Here is an 18,437-nt window from a genome sequence, read left to right as displayed (position 1 = left end):
GTGATCGGGGACGCGCTGCAACAGAGCATCCCTATCCGATCGGTGGCGTCTTAAAGAATGGTTGGTGAATTCAGATCAGTTCCACCGATCATGTGAAGGGTGGAACTGATCTGGAGGTTCGCAGCCACTGGAGGTGCTAGGAATTCACACTGGCCGGACGCTTGTACATCCGCGTCGCCGTGATCTCACTGTGCGCCTCCCCCGCCTGAGGCGGCTGCGGCAGACCGGGTCGAAGATGTTCCTCCACGCTGATGTACTTGAGCCCCGCACGGAGGTCCGCGTCGTTCCGCAGCCGGATCACCAACGGGAACTCCGCCAGCGCCGTGGTGTCGAACAACCCCGTGGTGTACAGCAACTGCACACCCAACGCATCCGACACAGCCCGCTGAAGCTCCAGCAGATACGTCGCGTTGGCGCGACCGATCGGGTTGTCCAGGAACAGCGTGCCCGCGTGCCGGTGCTTGTCGCGGCCGCGGTCGTTGGAGCGGAGGGCGGCCATCGTGCAGTAGAGGGCGATGGCGGCGGTGAGGAGCTGGCCGCCGGAGAAGACGTCGCCCATCTGCCCGACGGGGACGCGTTCGGCGCGCAGGACCGCGTCCGGCTTGAGGATCTCCACCGCGATGCCCTTGGGCTGGAGGGCGGCGGCGACGCCGCGCAGGAGGAGGGACATGCCGTCGCGGCGCAGGTCGGAGTTCTTCTTGACGGCGGCGCGGGTGGCGTCGTCGATGACCTCGCCGAGGCGTTCGGTGAGGGTTGCCTGGTCGGGCTCCTCGAAGCGGATGCGCAGGAATTCCTGGCCCGACCACTCGCCGAGGCCCTCGGGCAGCCGGGAGAGCCGCTGGGCGGAGCGGAGGGTGGCCAGGGAGGTCTCCACGAGCCCGCGCAGACGGTCCACGATGGAGTCGCGGTTGCGCTCCAACTGGGCGAGTTCGTCGGTGAGGACGCGCAGCCGGGGCGCGAAGGCGTCGGCCCACTTCTGGGCGTGCTCGGGCAGGGCGGCGGCGGGCAGTTCCCGGATCTGCTGCCGGGCCGGGGTGCGGACCTGCTCGTAGCGGGTGGAGTTGGCGTGCCGGACCAGGATGTCGCTCGCCTCGCGGACGGCGGCGTCGGCGGCGGAGAGGTCGGCGGCGCAGCCGCGCAGGGAGCGGCGCATCTCGACGGCTGCCTGGCGAGCCTCGTCCAGGGTGCCGGGGTAGGGCTCGGGGTTCTCCGGCTCGTCCTCGGGGGTGGTCTGCTCGCGCAGCAGGTCGCGGAGCATGGCGGCGATCTCGTCGAACCCGGCGGCGCCGTCCTCGGCGGCGCGGTGGGCGTTGAGGAGTTCGGCGTGGGCGTCGCGCGCTTCGGTCAACGCCTCGACGCGGGCGGCGAGTTCGGTGGTCGCGGTGCGCAGCAGCGCCTGGGCGTGCTCGGCGTCGCGCGGGAGGAGTTCCTCGGGCAGCTCGGTGTGGACCTCGCCCTCCTCGGGGGCGTGCCGTTCGGCTTCGCCGCGCAGCCGCCCGAGCTGTTCGCTCGCGGTCGACATGCGGGTCTCCAGGAGCTGGACCAGTTCCTCGGCGCGCGCTGCGGCGGCTTGCCGGGAGGGTCCGTCGGAGCCGTCCGGGGAGGTCAGGAGCTGTTCGGCGCGGGTGCGGACCTTGTTGCTGAGCCGGTCGAGATCGGTGCGGGCAGCGCTCTCGTCGCTCTCGGCGCGGGCCTGTTCGGCGCGCAGGTCGGCGCCGACGCCGACCTTCTCGTACACCTGGGAGGCGGCCCGGTACGCCTCGCGCAGCGCGGGCAGCGACGCCTCGGGGGCGCCGTCGGTGTCCTCGGGTACGTCGTCGGGGGCGCCGGCGATCTCGGCGCGCTCGGCGCGCAGCGCGCGGGCGGTGCGGCGGGCGTCGTCGGCGGCGCGCTGGGCGGCGCGGCGGTCCTCGTCGGCGGCGCGGGCGCGTTCCAGGCAGGACTGGGTGCGCGCCTCGGACTCGGCTGCCTCGTCGGCCAGTTCGCGCAGCTTGAGCTGCCATCCGGCGCGCTCGCGCAGCCGGTGGGCGAGTCCGGCGAGGGCGTCGGCGGCGCGGCGGGCGCGCTGTGCCGCTTCCTGCCTCTCGTCGCGGAGCTGTACGGCCTCGGCAGCGATCTCGTCCGCCTCCGCGCGCAGGGTGCGGGCTTCGGCGAGTTCTGCCTCGGTCTCCTCGGCGAAGGCGCGGGCCTCGGCTGCGGTTTCGGCGAGTTCGGTGAGGCGTCCGGCGGGGCAGCCGGAGCGCCAGGAGGAGAGGCGGGCGGCGAGTTCGCGGTCCTTGCCGAGGCGGGCGGCGAGGGTGCGGATCTCCTCGTCGCGGGCGGCGGCGCGGGCGCGCAGGGTCTGGCGCTCCTCGTCGGCGGCGAACTCGTCGTGCATGGCCGGGTTCGGCGGGACGAGGAAGACGTCGCCGGGCGTCGTGTCGGCGGCCGGGGCGGGCGCGAGCAGCGCGGCGGCGGTGCCGACGGCGACGGCGGAGCGTGGCAGCAGCGCGGCGTCGCCGAGTGCCTCGCGGGCGCGGGCGTGGGTGTCGGGGTCGGTGATGATGACGCCGTCGACCAGTTCGGGGCGGGTGGCGAGCACGCGCGCGTGGTCGGCGGGGTCGACGGACTGGGCGAGGTAGCGCCAGCCGGGCAGTGCCGGGATGCCGTGCTCGCCGAGGAACTCCACGGTGGCGAGCACGTCGGGTCCGGGCGGCAGCAGACCGCCGTCGCCGAGGGCGGCGAGGATGCGGGTGTCGTCGGCGGCGGCGGTGCGCAGCTCGAACAGGCTGCGTTCGGCGGCGGAGACGGCGTCGTCGAGGAGGGACTTCAACTCGTCGGCGTAGCGGTCGAGTTCCTCGACGACGAGCGGGCTGTCGCTGTCGTCGCGGGGGTCCTCGGCGCCGTCGCGCTGGGCGGGGACGGCGGCGCGGGTGGTGGGCAGACCGAGGAGTTCCGCGAGGCGGTCCTCGGCGGCCAGGGCTTCGGCCAGGCGGCGTTCTGCCTGGTGGGCGCGGTCGGCGGCGGTGGCGGCGTCGGCGGCGCGGGCGGCGGTGAGTTCGGCGCGGGACTCGGCGGCGGCGGTCTCGCGGGCGCGCTCGACGGCACCCCGGGCAGCCTCGCGAGCCTCGTCCCAGGCGGCGACGGTGGTCTTCTCGGCGTCGCTCGCCGCGAGTGCGGCGCGGGCGGGGTCGGCGTCGGGGGCGCTGTCGTCCAGCCAGCCCGCCCGGACCGCCTCGGCCGTCTCCTGCTCGACCTCTTCCAGGCGCTGGCGCAGGTGTCCGGCTTCGCTGCGGGCGCGCTGCGCCTCGGTGGCGGCGGTGGTGGAGTCGCGGTAGGCGCCGTCACCGGTCTCCTGGAGGGCGGCGGAACGCTCCTCCTCCTCGTTGGCGAGGGATTCGGCGCGCTCGGCGGCGGCGTGCAGGGCGCGTACGAGGTCGACGGCGGCCTTGGCGCGGGCGGCGAGCGCGGGGGCGGCGTCGCGTTCGGCCTCCTGGATCGCGGCGGACACGCGCGCGACGCGGTCGGCGGCGGCGCGGTGGCGCAGCACCGCCTCGGCGGCCTGCCAGGCGGAGTACAGGGTGCGGGCGTCGGCCAGTTCGCGCTTCTGCGCTGCGGCTGCCTTCTCTGCGGCAGCGAGCGCCAGCGAGGCGTGCCGGTAGGCGAGTTCGGCGGCGACGAGGGAGCTGCGCTCGCGGGCGCCCTCGGAGTGGGTGACGGTGTAGGCGGCGGCCGTGACGCGCTGGGCGAGGTCGGCGGCGCGGACCCGCTCGCGCACGGCGCGCGCGGAGAGCCTGCGGGCCAGGGTGCGGGTGCGGCGCTCGGCGCCCGTGTGGATCTCCCGGGCACGGGCGCGGGCGTCGGCGGACTCCACGATGCGGCCGAGCAGGTCGACGGAGCCCGCCGTGAAGTCGCGTTCCGCCATGAGTTCGGCGCGGCGGCCCAGCTTGTTGCCGAAGCCGCTGACCAGGTCCGCGAGTCCGTCGGTGTCCCGGGTGTCGGTGACGGCGCGCAGCAGCAGGTCGGTGAAGTCGGAGTCCTTCTTGACCGCGAAGAGACCGGCGGCCTCGCCCTCGTCGGCGTTCATCTCCCGCTGGTAGCGGAAGAGTTCGGGGTCGAGACCCAGCTCACCGAGGTGCTCGGTCCAGCGCTCGTGGATCTCCTCCCAGTGCACTTCCAGGTGCGGGTAGTTCTTGCCGAACTCGGTGAGGGCGTCACGAAAGCCCTTCATGGTGCGGCGGCGCCCCCGCGCGCCGGAAGCGCCCTCGACGGGCGGGCGTACGGAGGTGGCCTCCGCGACCGGCAGGTTGTCCAGGCTGAGCCCGGGTCCGGGCCGGAAGGAGTACCAGGCTTCCGCGAACTTGCGCGGGTCGTTGGACACCTGGCGACCGCGCCACTCGCTCGCCTTGCCGACGACCACGCACTCGCCGGTCAGCACGTGCTGCCACTCCAGGGCGACATGACCGCAGTCGTCCGCGAGCAGGAACTTGCGCAGCACGCCGGAGCTGGCGCCGCCGAGGGTGTTGCGGTGACCCGGGAGCATCACCGAGAAGATCAGCTTCAGCAGGACGGACTTGCCGCCGCCGTTCTCCAGGAAGAGCACGCCCGCGGGCGCGGGACGGCGCGGCGGTCCCGACGGCTCCTCCTCGAAGAACTCCGCCTGGGCGGGCGCCGGGTCGGGCACGGGCGCGCCCACGCCGCGCATGTCGAGCACGGTGTCGGCGTAGCGCGCGCCGGCGGGCCCGATGGAGTAGAGGCGGACGCGGGACAGCTCGTACATGGCGGACTCTCGTCGTAAGGCTTCGAACAGGGTGCGGTGGTGCGTGGAGGGGGACGGCAGGGGCCCCGTGCCGTCAGGAGTGGAACGGCAGTCCGGCGTCGGCGACCAGGTCGAGGTCGTCGCTCTCCTCGGCGGGCAGCAGGCTCGCGGAGGCGCCGGTGTCCGGGACTATGCCCAGCTCGAGCAGTTCGGCGAGAGCCGCGCCGCCCGCCATGTCGCGTACCTGGAGCTGGTAGCGGGCGGTGGTGCGGTAGGTGCCGCCGCCCTCGTCCCCGGTGCGCTGGAGGAACCCGGAGTCGGTGAGGAACCCGAGCGCCTTGGCGACGATACCGGTGGTGGAGGCGGCCGGACGCCGGGCGTCTTTGGTGGCACCGGTGGCGCTGCGCCGCGCCCAGATGCGCCAGGCTGCCTCCAGGCCGGGCGCGTCGGTCGCCGGGTCGGTGTTCTCCCCCTCCTCCTGCGCCCGCTCCTCCAGGCGACGGCACGCCTGCCGTACGAAGGCGTCCACGCCGTTGACGGTCACCCGCCCGATGTACGAGTCGTCGGCCAGGTCCTCCGGCCGGGGGAACGCCAGCGCGGCGACGGACAGATGCGCGAGCCCGTGCAGGAACCGGTCCCCGGAGTCGGCGGTGGTCCGGCGCGCGTAGTCGCCCATCCGCACCGCGAACACCGAGTCCTCGGCCGCCGTCACCGCCATCCCCGCCCGCGCCGACACCTCAAGCACAACGAGCCCGAGTCCACTCGCTACGGCATCCGCGAGCCGCGCGAACGGCGGATCCTCCCGGTACCGGCGCAGCAGATCCGTGTACTCCTGATCCCGCGCGGGCTGCAACTTCGGCTGCAACCCAAAGGCGACGAGCCGAGCCGCGTCGGCGGCGTCGGCGGGGGTAACGGCGCTGCTCACCGGCGGCGCCGGGGCCTCGGCGTCACTCCACTCGACGTACTCGCTCACGGTTGAGACTCCTTGCTGATCTGAAAAACGAGGTGCTGGACAACTCCCTGAGGGGCGCGGGGAACTGCGCGACCAGCCACGACGAACCCGCTCTCACCCACCGGCAGAACCATCACGCCCCCTCCGTACGGTCCGCAGCCATCCCCACCGCGTCCAGCAACGCAGTGCCAACGATGAGATCCGCCCCACCGAATCCGGGATCGTCCAACTCGATGCCGTCGTCCACGGCGAAGAGCAGCTTCTCCTCACCCTGACGGTAGGCGGTACCAACAGGGGGACTCGCTGCGTGGATCGCCAGCAGGGCGACCAGATAGGCAAGGTCCTCGCCGCCGACGCCCGGGGTCTTGCGAGCCTCGGCAAGCAGCCCGGACAGTCGGCGCGGGGCATCCGCCGGAAGGTCGAGAAGCTGCTTGGCGGCAGCGAGTTCGTCGTCGGTGAACCGACTGTCGTCCGGCGTCTCGATAAGATCCGGCTCCGGCATCTCCGCCCCAAGATGCTCCCGCTCCACCGGCGGCGTCAGCAAAATATCCACGAGGTCGGCCACCCGCACGGACACCGGCGTCCGCAACCCCGTCCCGCGAGCGAAGAACGCGTCGGTGACCCGGATCGCCTGCTCCACGGGCAACGGCAGCACCGGCGCGACAAGATGCCCGTACAGGTCGATGCCGGCGGAAGCCGCAGGCGTGGCGAACGCCTGCCGGTCCTGCTCGGCGCGGAACAGCGGTCCCGCCTCCAGCAGCCGCGACTGGAGCTGGGTGTGCCGCCGGATGCAGTCCTTGACGATGTCGACCAGTTCGGCGGCGCGCCGCTTGTGCTCGGGTTCCTCGGTCTCGTCGCGGGCCTTGCGGATGTTGGTGAGGATCGCGTTCTCGTGGCGGTAGCGGTCGGCCACGTGGTCCAGTGCCTCGGCGATCATGTCGGGCACCGAGTTGAGCCAGTCGACCGCGCGGACGTTGCGCCGGGTCGCCTCCAGGGCGCGGCGCAGCGTCTCGGAGTACTGCACGGTGCGGTAGCGGGCCTGCTCGGCGGCGAGCTGGGCGTCGGCGAGGCGCCCCCGGCTGATCAGCACCTCCAGCTTGACCTCGGCGGCGATCTGGGCGCTGGTGACGTCGGTGTCCAGGGCGCCGACCAGGACGTTGACCGCCTCGTCGGTGGTGCGCAGGTAGACGGTGCCGCCGGGTCCGGGGACCTCTTCGATCAGCTTGAAGTCGTAGTCGCGGCGCACATAGCTGCCGTCCGCCGCGAAGGTGCCGTAGACCGCGCGGAAGCCCCGGTCGGCGCTGCCGACGTTGATCAGGTTCTCCAGGACCCAGCGGGCCACGCGCTCGTGCTCGGGGGCGGGGCGGTGCGGAGCCTGGGCGGCGATGCGCGGGACGAGCCGGGCCACTATCTGGTCGTTGTCGGCGCCCGTGTCGAAGTCCATGTTGAGCGTGACCAGGTCGATGGCGGCCAGCGCCACCTCGGCCATGCCGTACACCGAGTACTCGCCGGCCAGGTTGGCCTTGCGCGCGTCCAGGTCGTGCAGCGGCGCGGTGCAGGCGAGCGCGCGCAGCCGCCGCGCCAGGCCCTCGTCGGCGGCGGGGCCCGGCGCCGGGCGCGGCGCCGCGCTGAGCTGGGGCGGAACGCTGTCCGTCGTTGCAGGCGAAGTCACGGTGCACAGATTAGGTCCTCGATCTGACAACAACCCAAACGGCGCAGAAGCGACGGGCGTCACAGCGGCGCGAGACCGCTCGCGCGGGGCGGTCAAGAGCCGTGTGTACGAGGGGTCATGGTGCCGGGGACCGGATCGGGTGAACCGGATCGGTGCCGGTCCGCCGCACCGGCACCCGCCGCACGGCGGGACAGGGCGCGGGCACCGGCACGGGCACGGGCACCGGCAGCGGCAGCGGCAGCGGCAGCGGCGGCAGCAGCAGCACCGGCACCGGCACCGGCACCGGCACCGGCACCGAGGACGACAGCGCGGCCAGCGCCCCCGCCGTCTCCGCCGACGCGCGGGCGTCCAGTTCGGCTCCCGTGCCGTGGCGTACCTCCTCGGCGGCCAGACGCAGCAGTCCGGGCAGCAGGTCGGTGCAGCGCCGGGCCACCCAGCCGGTGCCCGCGGTGGCCAGCCACCACAGCCGCGCGGCGCGGGTCGGTGCGGGGTGTTCGGGGTCGGGGGACGGCGGGGCACCGGTGGCCAGGCCCGCGCGGGCGAGTACGGCGTGGCAGCGGGCGGCGAGGTGCCGGTGCCCGCGTTCGCCGGGGTGCAGCCGGTCGGCGCTCCACAGGGCACGGTCGGTGAGCCAGGCGCCCTCGTGGGCGTGGAGATGGACCGCGCCGTACCGGTCGGACAGCGCGTGGGTCACGGCGTTGACGGCGCGTTGACGCCGGGCCAGCGGGCGGGCGAGGGCGGCGGGCAGACCGAGGAGGGCGCCGGGGTCGGGCAGGCAGAGGGTGAGCAGGGTGGCGCCCTGCCCGGTGAAGGCGGCGTAGACCCGGTCGAGTCCTACGGCCACCTCGTGGATGTCGAAGGAGCCGCGCAGGGTGTCGTTGACGCCGACCGCCACGGACACCAGGTCGGGACGGAGCCCGAGTCCCGCCGGGGTCTGCCGGTCCAGCACGTCCCGGACGCGCGCCCCGCTGACGGCGAGGTTGGCGAACTCCACCCGTCCGGGGTCCTCCCGCAGCCCGCCCGCCAGCAGGGCGGCCCAGCCACGCGGTCCGCCGGGAGCGGGGTCGCCCACGCCCTCGGTGAGCGAGTCGCCGAGGGCCACGAAGCGCAGGGTTCTCATACGGTCCCCTCCTCGCGCTCGCGCGCCACGCCGTGCTCCCGTACGGCACCCTCTCCCCCGCCGGACCGACCCGTGGCGCCCCCGGGCAACGGCGCGTCATGAGCCGCCAGGAACGCCTCCACCGCCGCTCCCCACCCGAAGCACTCGGCACGCGCGCGTGCCGCCTCGCGCCGTACCCGCTCCGGCCGGTCGAGCAGCGTCTCCACCGCGTCCGCGAACCCCGCGCCGTGGTCGGCCGCGACGGCGCCCGCCGGTCCGACGACCTCGGGCAGCGCGGAGGACGCGCTCACCGCGACGGGCGTCCCGCACGCCATCGCCTCCAGCGCGGACAGCCCGAAGGTCTCGGCGGGACCGGGCGCCAGGCACACGTCGGCTGCCGCCTGGAGCGCGCCGAGGGCGGCCCGGTCGCCGATGTGACCGGCGAAGAGGACGGGCAGTGCGCGTTCCCGCGCGCGTGCCTCCAGGCGGGCGCGCAGCGGACCGTCCCCGGCGACCACCAGCACCGCCCGCCGCCCGCGCCGCAGCAGCACCTCCAGCGCGTCGAGCGCCGTACCCGGACGCTTCTCCACGGACAGCCGCGAGCACAGCAGGAGCAGCGTCCCGTCCCCGCGCGCGTACGCCGCGCGCGCACCCGCGTGCCGGAGCGCGGGATGCCGTTCCGTCAGGTCGACGCCGAGCGGGGCGCGGACGACGTTGCGCGCGCCGACGCGCAGGAACTCGCGGGCGGCGAACTCGGTCGTGCACACCACGCGCGCGTAGACGTGCGCGGTGCGGACGTTGAGGGCGTCGGCGGTCCGGCAGGAGAGGCGTTCGGGCACGCCCCAGGTGCGCAGCACACCGTCGGCGGTCTCGTGCGAGACCATGACGGCGGGTACCCGGGCGCGTCGCGCCCACCGTCCGGTCCAGCGCAGGGTCGTACGGTCGGAGACCTCCAGGCGGTCGGGGGCCAGCTCCTCCAGGAGGGCGGCGACGCGTGCCCGTCCGGTCAGGACGCGGTAGCCGCCGGTGCCGGGCAGCAGGGGTCCGGGGAGGGTGATGACGCGCCCCTGCTCGGTCTCGCGGTCGGTGTGCCGGGCGCCGGGGACGACGAGCACGGGTTCGTGGCCCGCGAGGCGATAGCCCCGCCCCAGTTCGCGCAGGGCGGTGCGCAGCCCGCCGGAGGCCGGGGCGACGAAGTTGGCGAGCCGCACGATGCGCAGCGGACGGTCGTTCGCGCCGCCGCTCATGCCGCCACCGCCGTACGGCGGGCCGCGAGCACGTCGGCGTAGTGGGCGAGGAGGCGGTCGCCCACCGCCGTCCAGGTGCGCTGTTCGACCGCCGCCCGCCCGGCGGCGCCGTACGCCGCCCGCAGCGCCGGGTCGGCGGCCAGGGCGCGTACGGCGTCGCGCAGGGTCGGCGCGTCGTCCGGCGGGACGAGGAGTCCGGTGCGGCCGTGGTCGACGAGGTCGAGCGGACCGCCGACGGCGGGCGCGATCACGGGCACCCCGCTGGCCATCGCCTCCTGGACGGTCTGGCAGAAGGTCTCGAAGGGACCGGTGTGCGCGAACACGTCCAACGAGGCGAAGATCCGGGCGAGTTCACCGCCCTCGCGGCGCCCGGGGAACACCGCGCCGGGCAGCGCCCCGGTGAGGTGCGCGCGGCTGGGTCCGTCGCCCACGACGACGACCCGTACGCCGTCCAGACCGCAGACCCCGGCGAGGAGGTCGACGCGCTTCTCGGGGGCGAGACGGCCGACGTAGCCGACGATCAGCTCGCCGTTCGGGGCGAGTTCGCGGCGCAGCGTCTCGTCGCGCCGGTCGGGGCGGAAGCGCGCGGTGTCCACGCCCCGGGGCCACAGCCGCAGCCGGGGCACGCCGTGCGCGGCGAGGTCGGTGAGCGCGGCGGTGGAGGGGGCGAGGGTGAGGTCGGCGGAGGAGTGGACGGAGCGGATGCGCCGCCAGGCGGGCGTCTCACCGGCGCCGAGGTAGGCGCGGGCGTATCCGGCGAGGTCGGTCTGGTAGACGGCGACGGCGGGGATGCCGAGGCGGGCGGCGGCTGCCATGCCGCGCGCGCCGAGGACGAAGGGGCTGGCGAGGTGGACCAGGTCGGCGCGGTGCGCGGTGAGCGCGGCGGCCAGGCGTCTGCTGGGCAGCGCGATGCGGACCTGGGGGTAGCCGGGCAGGGGCAGGGAGGGGACGCGGACGACGGGGTACGGCTCGGGTCCGTACGGGGTGCCGGGCGCGGGTGCGGGGGTGACGACGAGGGGGGCGTGACCGCGCGCGGCGAGGTGCCGGGCGGTCTGGTGGGCGCAGTGGGCGACGCCGTTCACATCGGGCGGAAAGGATTCGGTCACGATGACGACACGCATACGGCTGTTCTCGCCATGACAGACGTGTCCGCGTCGACGTCGATCTGTCCGGGCGGGGAACGTCCCATGAGCGTTGGGCCGCACGACGGCAGGGGTGCGCGGGGCCGGCCGTCACGCGCGGCCGGCCCCGACGAGCCTCACCTGCGATCCCGGTGCGGGTCACATGGTCTGCGCGTCCGGTCCGATGCGGCTGCGGACCGCCGTCTGCACCTCGGCCTCCTCGGCCGGGTCGGCGGCGAGGCGGCGCAGGCGCTCGACCACGCGGGCGTCGCCGGTCTCGGCGTGCCGGGCGGCCAGTTCGCGGGTGGTCTCCTCGCAGTCCCACAGGCATTCGACGGCGAAGCCGGTGGCGAAGGAGGGATCGGTGGCGGCGAGGGCACCGGCGGCGCGACCGCGCAGATGGGAGGAGGCCGTCTCGCGGTAGACATGGCGCAGGACGGGGGCGGCGCAGGCGATGCCCAGGCGTCCGGCGCCGTCGACCAGGGTCCACAGGGTGGGCGCGTCGGGCCCCTCGCCCCGTACGGCCTCGCGCAGGGCGCCGAGGACGAGGTCGCCGTCCTGGGCGGTGCCCCGGCAGGCGAGGACGCGTCCGGCGGCGGCGCCGAGCGCGTCGGGGCGCTCCGCCCAGCGGCGCGCGTGCTCCACGGCCGCCTCGGTGCGCATCCGCTCGAAGGCGTCGACGGCGGCGTCGACGACCCCGGGGGTGCCGTCGGCGACGGCGGCTTCGATCAGCGGGAGCGCCTCGGGGTCGGCGCTGTCGGCGAGATGGCGCAGGGCCGTGCAGCGGGCGCCCTCGGTGCCGGTGCGGGCGGCGTCCAGGATCTCCGCGCGGTCCTCGGGTCCGGCCACGGCGGCCAGACAGCGGGCGGCGGGGACATGGAGGGCGGCGCCGCGCTCCAGACCCTGCTGGGCCCAGTCCAGGACGGCGGCCACGCTCCAGCCGGGGCGCGGTCCCGCGGGGCGCATCTGCCGCTGCCAGCGGTCGAAACTGCCCGCCTCCTGGGCGGTGCGCACCCGGGTGGCGATGGACGTGCGCGGGTCCTCGGCCCACAGCCGCCAGGGCCGGGGTTCGAAGGCGTCGCGCACGGTGGCGGCCAGCTCGGCGTCGCCCGCCGGGTCGGCGGGGAAGCGGGCGAGCACGGGGGCGGCGAGGGCGCGCAGGCCCGCGTCGTCGTCGCGCAGGGCCAGCTCGTCCAGGGCCCAGGCCCAGTTGGTGCCGTGGGCGGCGTACCGGCGCAGCAGCGCGAGTGCGTCCAGGCGGCCGTAGGAGGCGAGGTGTCCGAGGACGGCGAGGGCGAGTCCGGTGCGGGACTCGTCGCCGTCGAGGATGTCCTCGGCGCCGAAGAGGTGCGCCTCGACGGCGTCCAGTTCGCCGTTCAGGTCGAGGTAGAGCCGGGCGTAGTACAGGGAGCGGTTCTCCACCTGCCAGTCGTGGCGGGGGTCGTGGAGCACGCAGTGGTCGAGGGCTTCGAGCGCTTCCGCGCGGGGGGCGGTGAGCGCGTGCAGGGTGCCGTCGCCGCGGCCCCTCTGCAACAGGCCCAGCAGGGTGCCGCTGGGCGCTATGACCGGATCGAACATGGGAAACAGCCTCACATCAAGCGTCGACGCAACCGGGGAACACGCATTACCTGGCCGCGTGACACAACGTCGGAGCGCCCGCCGTCTCTTGCTTGCCGAAGACCATTTCTCTCTGCCTCTCGTTGGTGGCCCATGCGGACCGCGTCACGGCCCGCGTGGTGCGGCAACTCCTGCCCAGCCCCCGCGTCCGTGAATCACGTCGTCATGATGACCCGCGGTCTGTGCTGCCGCGACCGTATTTCCGGCGGCTTGTACCGCCTCCCCCCGCTGCTGGTACCGCTCCCCCGTGGTTCCGCGCCGTCTTTGGCCCGGACGTGCCGCTCACCGCGCGCCGAAGCGCTCCAGGAGTTCGGTCCGCTCGAACATCCGCGCGGTGTCGATCGCCGACGGCGTGCCCGCGGCCGGGTCGGCACCGGCCTGGAGCAGGACGTCGATCACCTCGGCCTCGCCCTTGAAGACGGCCCCGGCGAGCGGGGTCTGCCCCCGGTCGTTGATCCGGTCGGCGTCGGCACCGCGGGCCAGCAGCGCGCGGACGGTGTCGGCGTGCCCGTGGTAGGCGGCGAGCATCACCAGACAGTCGCCGCGGTCGTTGGTGAGGTTCGCCGGCACGCCCGCGTCGACGTACGCGACCAGTTCCTCGGTCCGTCCGCGCCGGGCCAGATCGAAGATCTTGGTCGCCAGCTCCACGACCTCGGGGTCGGGGCCTTCGCTCATCGGCCGGACCGCCTCTCGTTGCAACCGTTCAGGTGAATCGTCAGGGTACTTCGTCGCACCCGCCCCGACCGGGTGCGACCGAGGTGAGGGGCGGGGCAGACCCGGTCGGACGCACGGATGCGGCCCCACGGCGCAGTGCGGGGTCCGCCGCCTGGAGGAAAAGCGGCACTTTTCACCCACTTGCACCTTTTATCGTATGGATACATTCTGTGATCCTGGAAGTACTCATGGTGACTGTCCCCCCTTCGACTCCAGGAGGTCCCCCATGATTTTCTCCATGTCCGGCGTGGTCCTGCTCGGCATCATCGTCTTCCTCTTCTTCCGCAAGGACGGCCTCAAGGGCACGCACGCGTGCGTCTCGGCCCTGTTCGGCTTCTACCTCGCGAGCACGGCCATCGCCCCGAGCATCAAGGCAGGCGGCGAGAGTCTGGCGAGCCTCCTCGGCGGCATCAAGTTCTGACGCCCCGCCTCCCCCGAGGGCGGGCACCGCGCCGTCCGAGGGGGACCACCCCGCCACGTCGCGGGACCACCCCGCCCGCACGCCCCACTCCGCCCCACGCACAGGAGACAGCAGTGGCCCGGCGCCCTCTTCCCCGCATTCTGAGCAAGGACAGCGCGCAGCTCGCCCGCACGCAGCTCGCCCGGAGCCGGGACATGGCCCGGACGGCGGCCGACAGCGCCACCGACGTCCTCCACCCGCTGATCACCCTCTCGCGCGGGCTCGGCCGCCTCGCCGCTGCCGCGCGGACGAAGTGGACCGCGACACCCAAGGACAAGCGCGGCCCGCTGCTGTTCCTGACGGCCGCCGTGGTCCTGGTCGTCGCGCTCATGCCGTACGGCCCGCTGCTGGCCGCCATCGCCCTGATGGCGGCGGCCGCCTGGTACGGCCGGGACCGCACCCCCGCCAAGCCCGACGGGCCCGTCCCGGCGCAGGCCGAGCGGCTGCGCTCGCTGTACGAGGCACTGGTGCCCGTCTTCGCGACGGCGGAGGACCCCGCCCCGCTGTACGCCCACGGCGGCGCCTGGGAGAAGGCACTCGCGGACCACGAGTTCGACGACGGCGGCCGCGTCGGCCATCTGGTGATCCGCTACCCCGCCTACTTCCCCGACGGCGACCCCGAGGCACGCGCGCGGGTCGAGCGGCTGCTCGGCGCGAAGGCGGGGCGCGGCCGCGAGTACCGCTTCGACTGGGACGAGGAGGGCAACCGGCTCACGCTGTCCGTCCTCCCTCCGCTGCCGAACGGGATCGCCGCCCAGCGGTTCGTCACCGCGCCCGGCGAGACCGTGCTCGGCTTCACCGACCAGAGCGAGGTCCAGCGCACCCTCCCGCTCTCCTTCGAGGAGGAGGAGCGGGACGTGCCGCCGGTCGTCTGGCGCACCGGCGTCCGCTCCACCGAACCGCATCTGCTGGCCATGGGCCACCCCGGCAGCGGCACCTCGACCCTGCTGCGCTCCATCGCGCTCCAGGCCCTCCAGCACGGCGACGTGCTGATCGTGGACGGCGGCGGCACCGGCGAGTACGCGTGCCTGACCGGACGGGACGGCGTGCTGGCCGTGGAGTGCGCCCCGGCGGGCGCGGTCGCGAGCCTGGAGTGGGCGGCGCAGGAGACCGAGCGGCGGCTCCTCGCGGTCAACCGGGCCCGGCAGGCGGGCGAGCCGATGCCCGAGGACACCCGGCGACCGCTGTGGCTGCTCCTCGACCGCCCGACCGTGTTCACGCACCTCGCGGAGGCCGAGCACCGCACCGACCCGCAGGCGCTGCTCCAGGTCCCGCTGCGGCACGGCCGCGCGGCGAACGTCACGGTGGTCCTGGCCGAGCAGTTCGACAGCGCGGACAGCCTGAGCGAGGCGGTCGGCCGCCACACCCGCGCGCGGGTCGTGCTCGGTCCGGCGACCGCCCAGCAGGTGGCCGCGGTGCTGGGCGAGCCCCCGCACACGACCCCGCCCGAGCGCATCCCGGCGGGCCGCGGCTACGCCCGCCTCGGCTCGGGCCCGGTGCTCCGCCTCCAGGTCCCGGCCACCCCCGACCCGTACGACGACGCCACGAGCGAGACCGACCGCCAGGCGGTACTCGCGCTGCTCCCGCCGCGCACGACACCGGTCGAGGCGACGCAGCCCGTACCGCCCGCCCACCTCACCAAGCCGGACGACACCGTCGCCGCGCCCGTGGTGGCGGAGGCGGTGGGCGCCGAGTCCTGACGGAGGACGGACGACGCGCAGGACCGGGCGGGGTCAACTACCCGCCCGGTCCTGTGCGTTGGAGCCCCGCGCGGGGACGCGCCCGCCCCTACGCCACGAACGTGCGCGGAGCCTCCGCCCCGCCCCCCGCACCCGTCTCCACCAGCCGCGCCGCCGCGGCGAGCCGTACCGCCGCCTCGTCCGCCACCGCTCCCCCGACGGTGAACGGCAGCCGCACATAGCCCTCGAAGGCGCCGTCCACGCCGAAGCGCGGTCCGGAGGGCACCCGGACGCCGACCCGCTCGCCCGCCTCGGCCAGCCGCGAGCCCGACAGACCGCCCGCGCGGACCCACAGGGTCAGTCCGCCCTCGGGCACCTCGAACTCCCAGTCCGGCAGCTCGCGCCGGACGGCGGTCACCAGACAGTCGCGGTTCTCCCGCGCCTGCGCCCGGCGCAGCTCCACCGCCTCCTCCCAGCCGCCGGTGCTGAACAGCCAGTTCACCGCGAGCTGTTCGAGCACCGGGGTGCCGAGGTCGGCGTAGGCGCGGGCGGCGACCAGGCTGCGGATGACGTCGGGGGCGGCGCGCACCCAGCCGATGCGCATCCCGGCCCAGAACGCCTTGCTGGCCGAGCCGACGGTGATGACGGTCGAGCCCGCCGGGTCGAACGCGCAGACCGGGCGCGGCATTTCACGGCCCAGCTCCTCGTCGAACCACAGCTCGCTCATGGTCTCGTCCGTGACGAGGACCGTCCCCGCCGAGCGGGCGGCGTCGACCAGCCGGCGCCGCTGGTCCTCGTCGGCGAGGGCGCCGGTCGGGTTGTGGAAGTCGGCGACCACGTAGGCGAGCCGGGGCGCCGCCTCGCGCAGCACCTGGCGCCAGCGGTCGAGGTCCCAGCCGCTGAGCCCCTCGGCCATGGCGACGGGCACGAGCCGGGCGCCCGCCTCGCGCATCAACTGGAGGATGTTGGCGTAGGAGGGCGACTCGACGGCGACGCGCTCGCCCCGGCCCGCGAACAGATGGCAGATCGCGTCCATGGCGCCCATCGCGCCGGTGGTCACCATGATCTGCTCGGGCATCGTGGGGATACCGCGCGCGGTGTAGCGCTCGGCGATCATGGCGCGCAGCGCGGGGAGCCCTGCCGGGTAGTCGCCGTGCGTGTGCGCGTACGGCGGGAGTTCCTCCAGGGCGCCCTGGACGGCGCGGGTGAGCCACGGCTCGGGGGCGGGCAGCGCCGCGCAGCCGAGGTCGATCATCGAGCCGAGCGTCTCGGGCGGCAGGGGTTCGAGACCGCGCGCGGGCAGCGGGTTGCCCGCGGGGACGGCGGTCCAGCTTCCCGCGCCGCGCCGGGACTCCAGGAAGCCCTCGGCGCGCAGTGCCTCGTAGGCGGCGGCGACGGTGGTGCGGCTGACGGACAGGGCGAGGGCGAGTTCACGCTCGGCGGGCAGCCGCGCGGCGACCGGCACCCGCCCCTCCAGGACCAGCAGCCGTACGCCGTCGGCGAGGGCGCGATAGGCGGGCGGGCGGCGGGTGCCGGGACCCGCCGGGCGCTTCTGCTGGGAGTTGAGGAGCCGGGCCAACTGCGCGGCACCCACCGCCGAGGTCCACTGCGCCATGAAGATCAGTCCACCTTCCCCGGATTGGCCATGGATGACCGTGCTCACCGAGCCACAGAGTGACACGGGTCAGTCCACTGTTTCCACCCCAGGGGGGTATCCGGTGTCCACTCGGAGCCATCTCGGCCGACGCCTGGTCCAGTTGTACGGCGGGCTCGCGCTCTACGGCGCCAGTTCCGCGCTCCTCGTCCGCGCGGACCTCGGCATGGAGCCGTGGAACGTGCTGCACCAGGGTCTGGCCCGGCTCACGGGGCTCAGCATGGGCGTCGTGCTGACGATCGTCGGCGCGCTCGTGCTGCTGCTCTGGATCCCCCTGCGCCAGCGCCCCGGACTCGGCACGGTCTCCAACGTCCTGGTGATCGGCTTCGCCCTGGACGCCACCCTGTCCGTGCTGCCCGCCGTGCACGGCATCGCGGCGCGGGTGCTGCTGCTGGTGGCGGGGATCGTCCTCAACGGCGCGGCGACCGGTCTGTACATCGCGGCGGCGTTCGGTCCCGGTCCGCGCGACGGACTGATGACCGGGCTGCACCAGCGCACCGGCCGCTCGATCCGGCTGCTGCGCACCCTCGTGGAGGTCGCCGTGGTCGCGACGGGCTTCGCGCTCGGCGGCACAGTGGGCGTCGGCACGGTCCTGTACGCGCTCTCGATCGGTCCGCTCGCACAGCTCTTCCTGCGCGTGTTCGCCGTCCCGTCGAGCGGTCCGGCCACCGTGGTTGCCGCCGGGACACCCGCCCGCGCGATACTGCGCCCGTGACCTCGCGGATACGCCACCCCTACCTGGACCACCCCACCCCGCTCGCGTTCGCCCACCGGGGCGGCGCGGCGGAGGGTCTTGAGAACACCGTCGCGCAGTTCCGGCGCGCGGCCGAGCTGGGCTACCGGTACATGGAGACCGACGTGCACACCACGGCGGACGGCCGGCTCGTCGCCTTCCACGACGCGACCCTGGACCGGACGACGGACGGCCGGGGCAGGATCGCGGACCTGCCCTGGCGGGAGGTGGAGCAGGCGCGGGTGGCGGGCAAGGAGCCGGTGCCGCTCTTCGAGGAGCTGCTCGAGACGTTCCCGGAAGTCCGCTGGAACGTGGACCTCAAGGCGGAGTCGGCGCTGCTGCCGTTCCTGGAGCTGGTCGAGCGGACGAACGCCTGGGACCGGGTGTGCGCGGGCTCCTTCTCCGAGGCTCGCGTGGTGCGGGCACAGCGCCTGGCCGGACCGCGCCTTGCGACCTCGTTCGGCACGCGCGGGGTGCTCGGGCTGCGGCTGCGCTCCTGGGGACTGCCCGCCGCCGTGCGCCGCTCGGCGGTGGCCGCGCAGGTGCCGGAGTCCCAGTCGGGGGTCCCGGTGGTGGACGCGGCGTTCGTGCGCGCCGCCCATGCGCGCGGGGTCCAGGTGCACGTGTGGACGATCAACGAATCCGAGCGGATGCACCGGCTCCTGGATCTGGGGGTCGATGGCATCATGACCGATCACATCGACACGTTGCGTGAGGTCATGGAGGACCGGGGCGTCTGGGTCTGAACCGC

General features: G+C 74.6%; 12 protein-coding genes and 1 pseudogene. 4 read left to right on the top strand and 9 right to left on the bottom strand.

The genetic code is table 11. The features are described from left to right. Nucleotides 1-136: 136 nt before the first annotated feature. The 8 genes and pseudogenes from IF655_RS28180 to IF655_RS28145 all read right to left on the bottom strand — a co-directional run bounded on the left by IF655_RS28180 (nt 137) and on the right by IF655_RS28145 (nt 13,121). A complete protein-coding gene (locus IF655_RS28180; RefSeq protein WP_199587962.1) occupies nt 137-4,759 on the bottom strand; it encodes a hypothetical protein in 4,623 nt (1,540 codons plus the stop codon). A gap of 73 nt (nt 4,760-4,832) precedes the next feature. After that, complete coding sequence (locus IF655_RS28175) at nt 4,833-5,711, bottom strand: hypothetical protein (RefSeq protein WP_199587961.1); 879 nt, start codon at nt 5,709-5,711, stop codon at nt 4,833-4,835. Nucleotides 5,712-5,823: 112 nt separating this feature from the next. Next, on the bottom strand, nt 5,824-7,362 hold the full coding sequence (locus IF655_RS28170) for a hypothetical protein (RefSeq protein WP_199587960.1): 1,539 nt from the start codon (nt 7,360-7,362) through the stop codon (nt 5,824-5,826). Nucleotides 7,363-7,663: 301 nt separating this feature from the next. After that, nucleotides 7,664-8,482 (bottom strand): annotated as a pseudogene (locus IF655_RS28165) (SGNH/GDSL hydrolase family protein); the annotation flags it as partial. Continuing rightward, nucleotides 8,479-9,708 (bottom strand): glycosyltransferase, encoded by a 1,230-nt coding sequence (locus IF655_RS28160; RefSeq protein ID WP_199587958.1) that lies wholly within the window; start codon nt 9,706-9,708, stop codon nt 8,479-8,481. The pseudogene IF655_RS28165 and the gene IF655_RS28160, both read right to left, overlap by 4 nt. After that, a complete protein-coding gene (locus IF655_RS28155) occupies nt 9,705-10,829 on the bottom strand; it encodes a glycosyltransferase family 1 protein (RefSeq protein ID WP_199587957.1) in 1,125 nt (374 codons plus the stop codon). Before IF655_RS28155 ends, IF655_RS28160 begins: the two co-directional genes overlap by 4 nt. Before the next feature lie 159 nt (nt 10,830-10,988). Then, nucleotides 10,989-12,407: a HEAT repeat domain-containing protein gene (locus IF655_RS28150; RefSeq protein ID WP_199587956.1), complete on the bottom strand. Its 1,419-nt coding sequence runs from the start codon at nt 12,405-12,407 to the stop codon at nt 10,989-10,991. A 321-nt stretch (nt 12,408-12,728) separates the two neighbouring features. After that, entirely contained in the window at nt 12,729-13,121 is a 393-nt protein-coding gene (locus IF655_RS28145; protein WP_199587955.1) for an ankyrin repeat domain-containing protein, read from the bottom strand. 265 nt (nt 13,122-13,386) lie between these two features. Here IF655_RS28145 and IF655_RS28140 point away from each other — a divergent pair, with 265 nt between their 5' ends. Further along, nucleotides 13,387-13,581 (top strand): hypothetical protein, encoded by a 195-nt coding sequence (locus tag IF655_RS28140; RefSeq protein WP_018548945.1) that lies wholly within the window; start codon nt 13,387-13,389, stop codon nt 13,579-13,581. Between the two features lie 113 nt (nt 13,582-13,694). Further along, a complete protein-coding gene (locus tag IF655_RS28135; RefSeq protein ID WP_199587954.1) occupies nt 13,695-15,320 on the top strand; it encodes an ATP-binding protein in 1,626 nt (541 codons plus the stop codon). Between the two features lie 88 nt (nt 15,321-15,408). On the opposite strand, the gene IF655_RS28130 is transcribed toward IF655_RS28135, so the two are convergent. Beyond that, entirely contained in the window at nt 15,409-16,914 is a 1,506-nt protein-coding gene (locus IF655_RS28130) for a PLP-dependent aminotransferase family protein (RefSeq protein ID WP_199587953.1), read from the bottom strand. A 103-nt stretch (nt 16,915-17,017) separates the two neighbouring features. Between IF655_RS28130 and IF655_RS28125 the strand changes: the two genes are divergently transcribed. Both IF655_RS28125 and IF655_RS28120 read left to right on the top strand, forming a co-directional pair. After that, nucleotides 17,018-17,668: a YitT family protein gene (locus tag IF655_RS28125; RefSeq protein WP_199587952.1), complete on the top strand. Its 651-nt coding sequence runs from the start codon at nt 17,018-17,020 to the stop codon at nt 17,666-17,668. After that, complete coding sequence (locus IF655_RS28120) at nt 17,665-18,432, top strand: glycerophosphodiester phosphodiesterase (protein ID WP_199587951.1); 768 nt, start codon at nt 17,665-17,667, stop codon at nt 18,430-18,432. The genes IF655_RS28125 and IF655_RS28120 overlap by 4 nt, the downstream gene beginning before the upstream one ends. The last annotated feature ends 5 nt before the right edge of the window (nt 18,433-18,437 follow it).

It is taken from the genome of Streptomyces sp. DSM 110735 (genome assembly GCF_016482685.1).
Taxonomy (GTDB): Bacteria; Actinomycetota; Actinomycetes; order Streptomycetales; family Streptomycetaceae; genus Streptomyces.
The sequence above is the reverse complement of the archived record's forward strand: the minus strand, read 5'-3'. Positions and strand labels throughout refer to the sequence as shown.

What these genes read in the sequence shown, in the direction of transcription:
- IF655_RS28150 (WP_199587956.1), bottom strand. Translation starts at nt 12,407, where the DNA reads ATGTTCGATCCGGTCATAGCGCCCAGCGGCACCCTGCTGGGCCTGTTG.
- IF655_RS28180 (WP_199587962.1), bottom strand. Translation starts at nt 4,759, where the DNA reads ATGTACGAGCTGTCCCGCGTCCGCCTCTACTCCATCGGGCCCGCCGGC.
- IF655_RS28145 (WP_199587955.1), bottom strand. Translation starts at nt 13,121, where the DNA reads ATGAGCGAAGGCCCCGACCCCGAGGTCGTGGAGCTGGCGACCAAGATC.
- IF655_RS28160 (WP_199587958.1), bottom strand. Translation starts at nt 9,708, where the DNA reads ATGAGCGGCGGCGCGAACGACCGTCCGCTGCGCATCGTGCGGCTCGCC.
- IF655_RS28155 (WP_199587957.1), bottom strand. Translation starts at nt 10,829, where the DNA reads ATGCGTGTCGTCATCGTGACCGAATCCTTTCCGCCCGATGTGAACGGC.
- IF655_RS28140 (WP_018548945.1), top strand. Translation starts at nt 13,387, where the DNA reads ATGATTTTCTCCATGTCCGGCGTGGTCCTGCTCGGCATCATCGTCTTC.
- IF655_RS28130 (WP_199587953.1), bottom strand. Translation starts at nt 16,914, where the DNA reads ATGGCGCAGTGGACCTCGGCGGTGGGTGCCGCGCAGTTGGCCCGGCTC.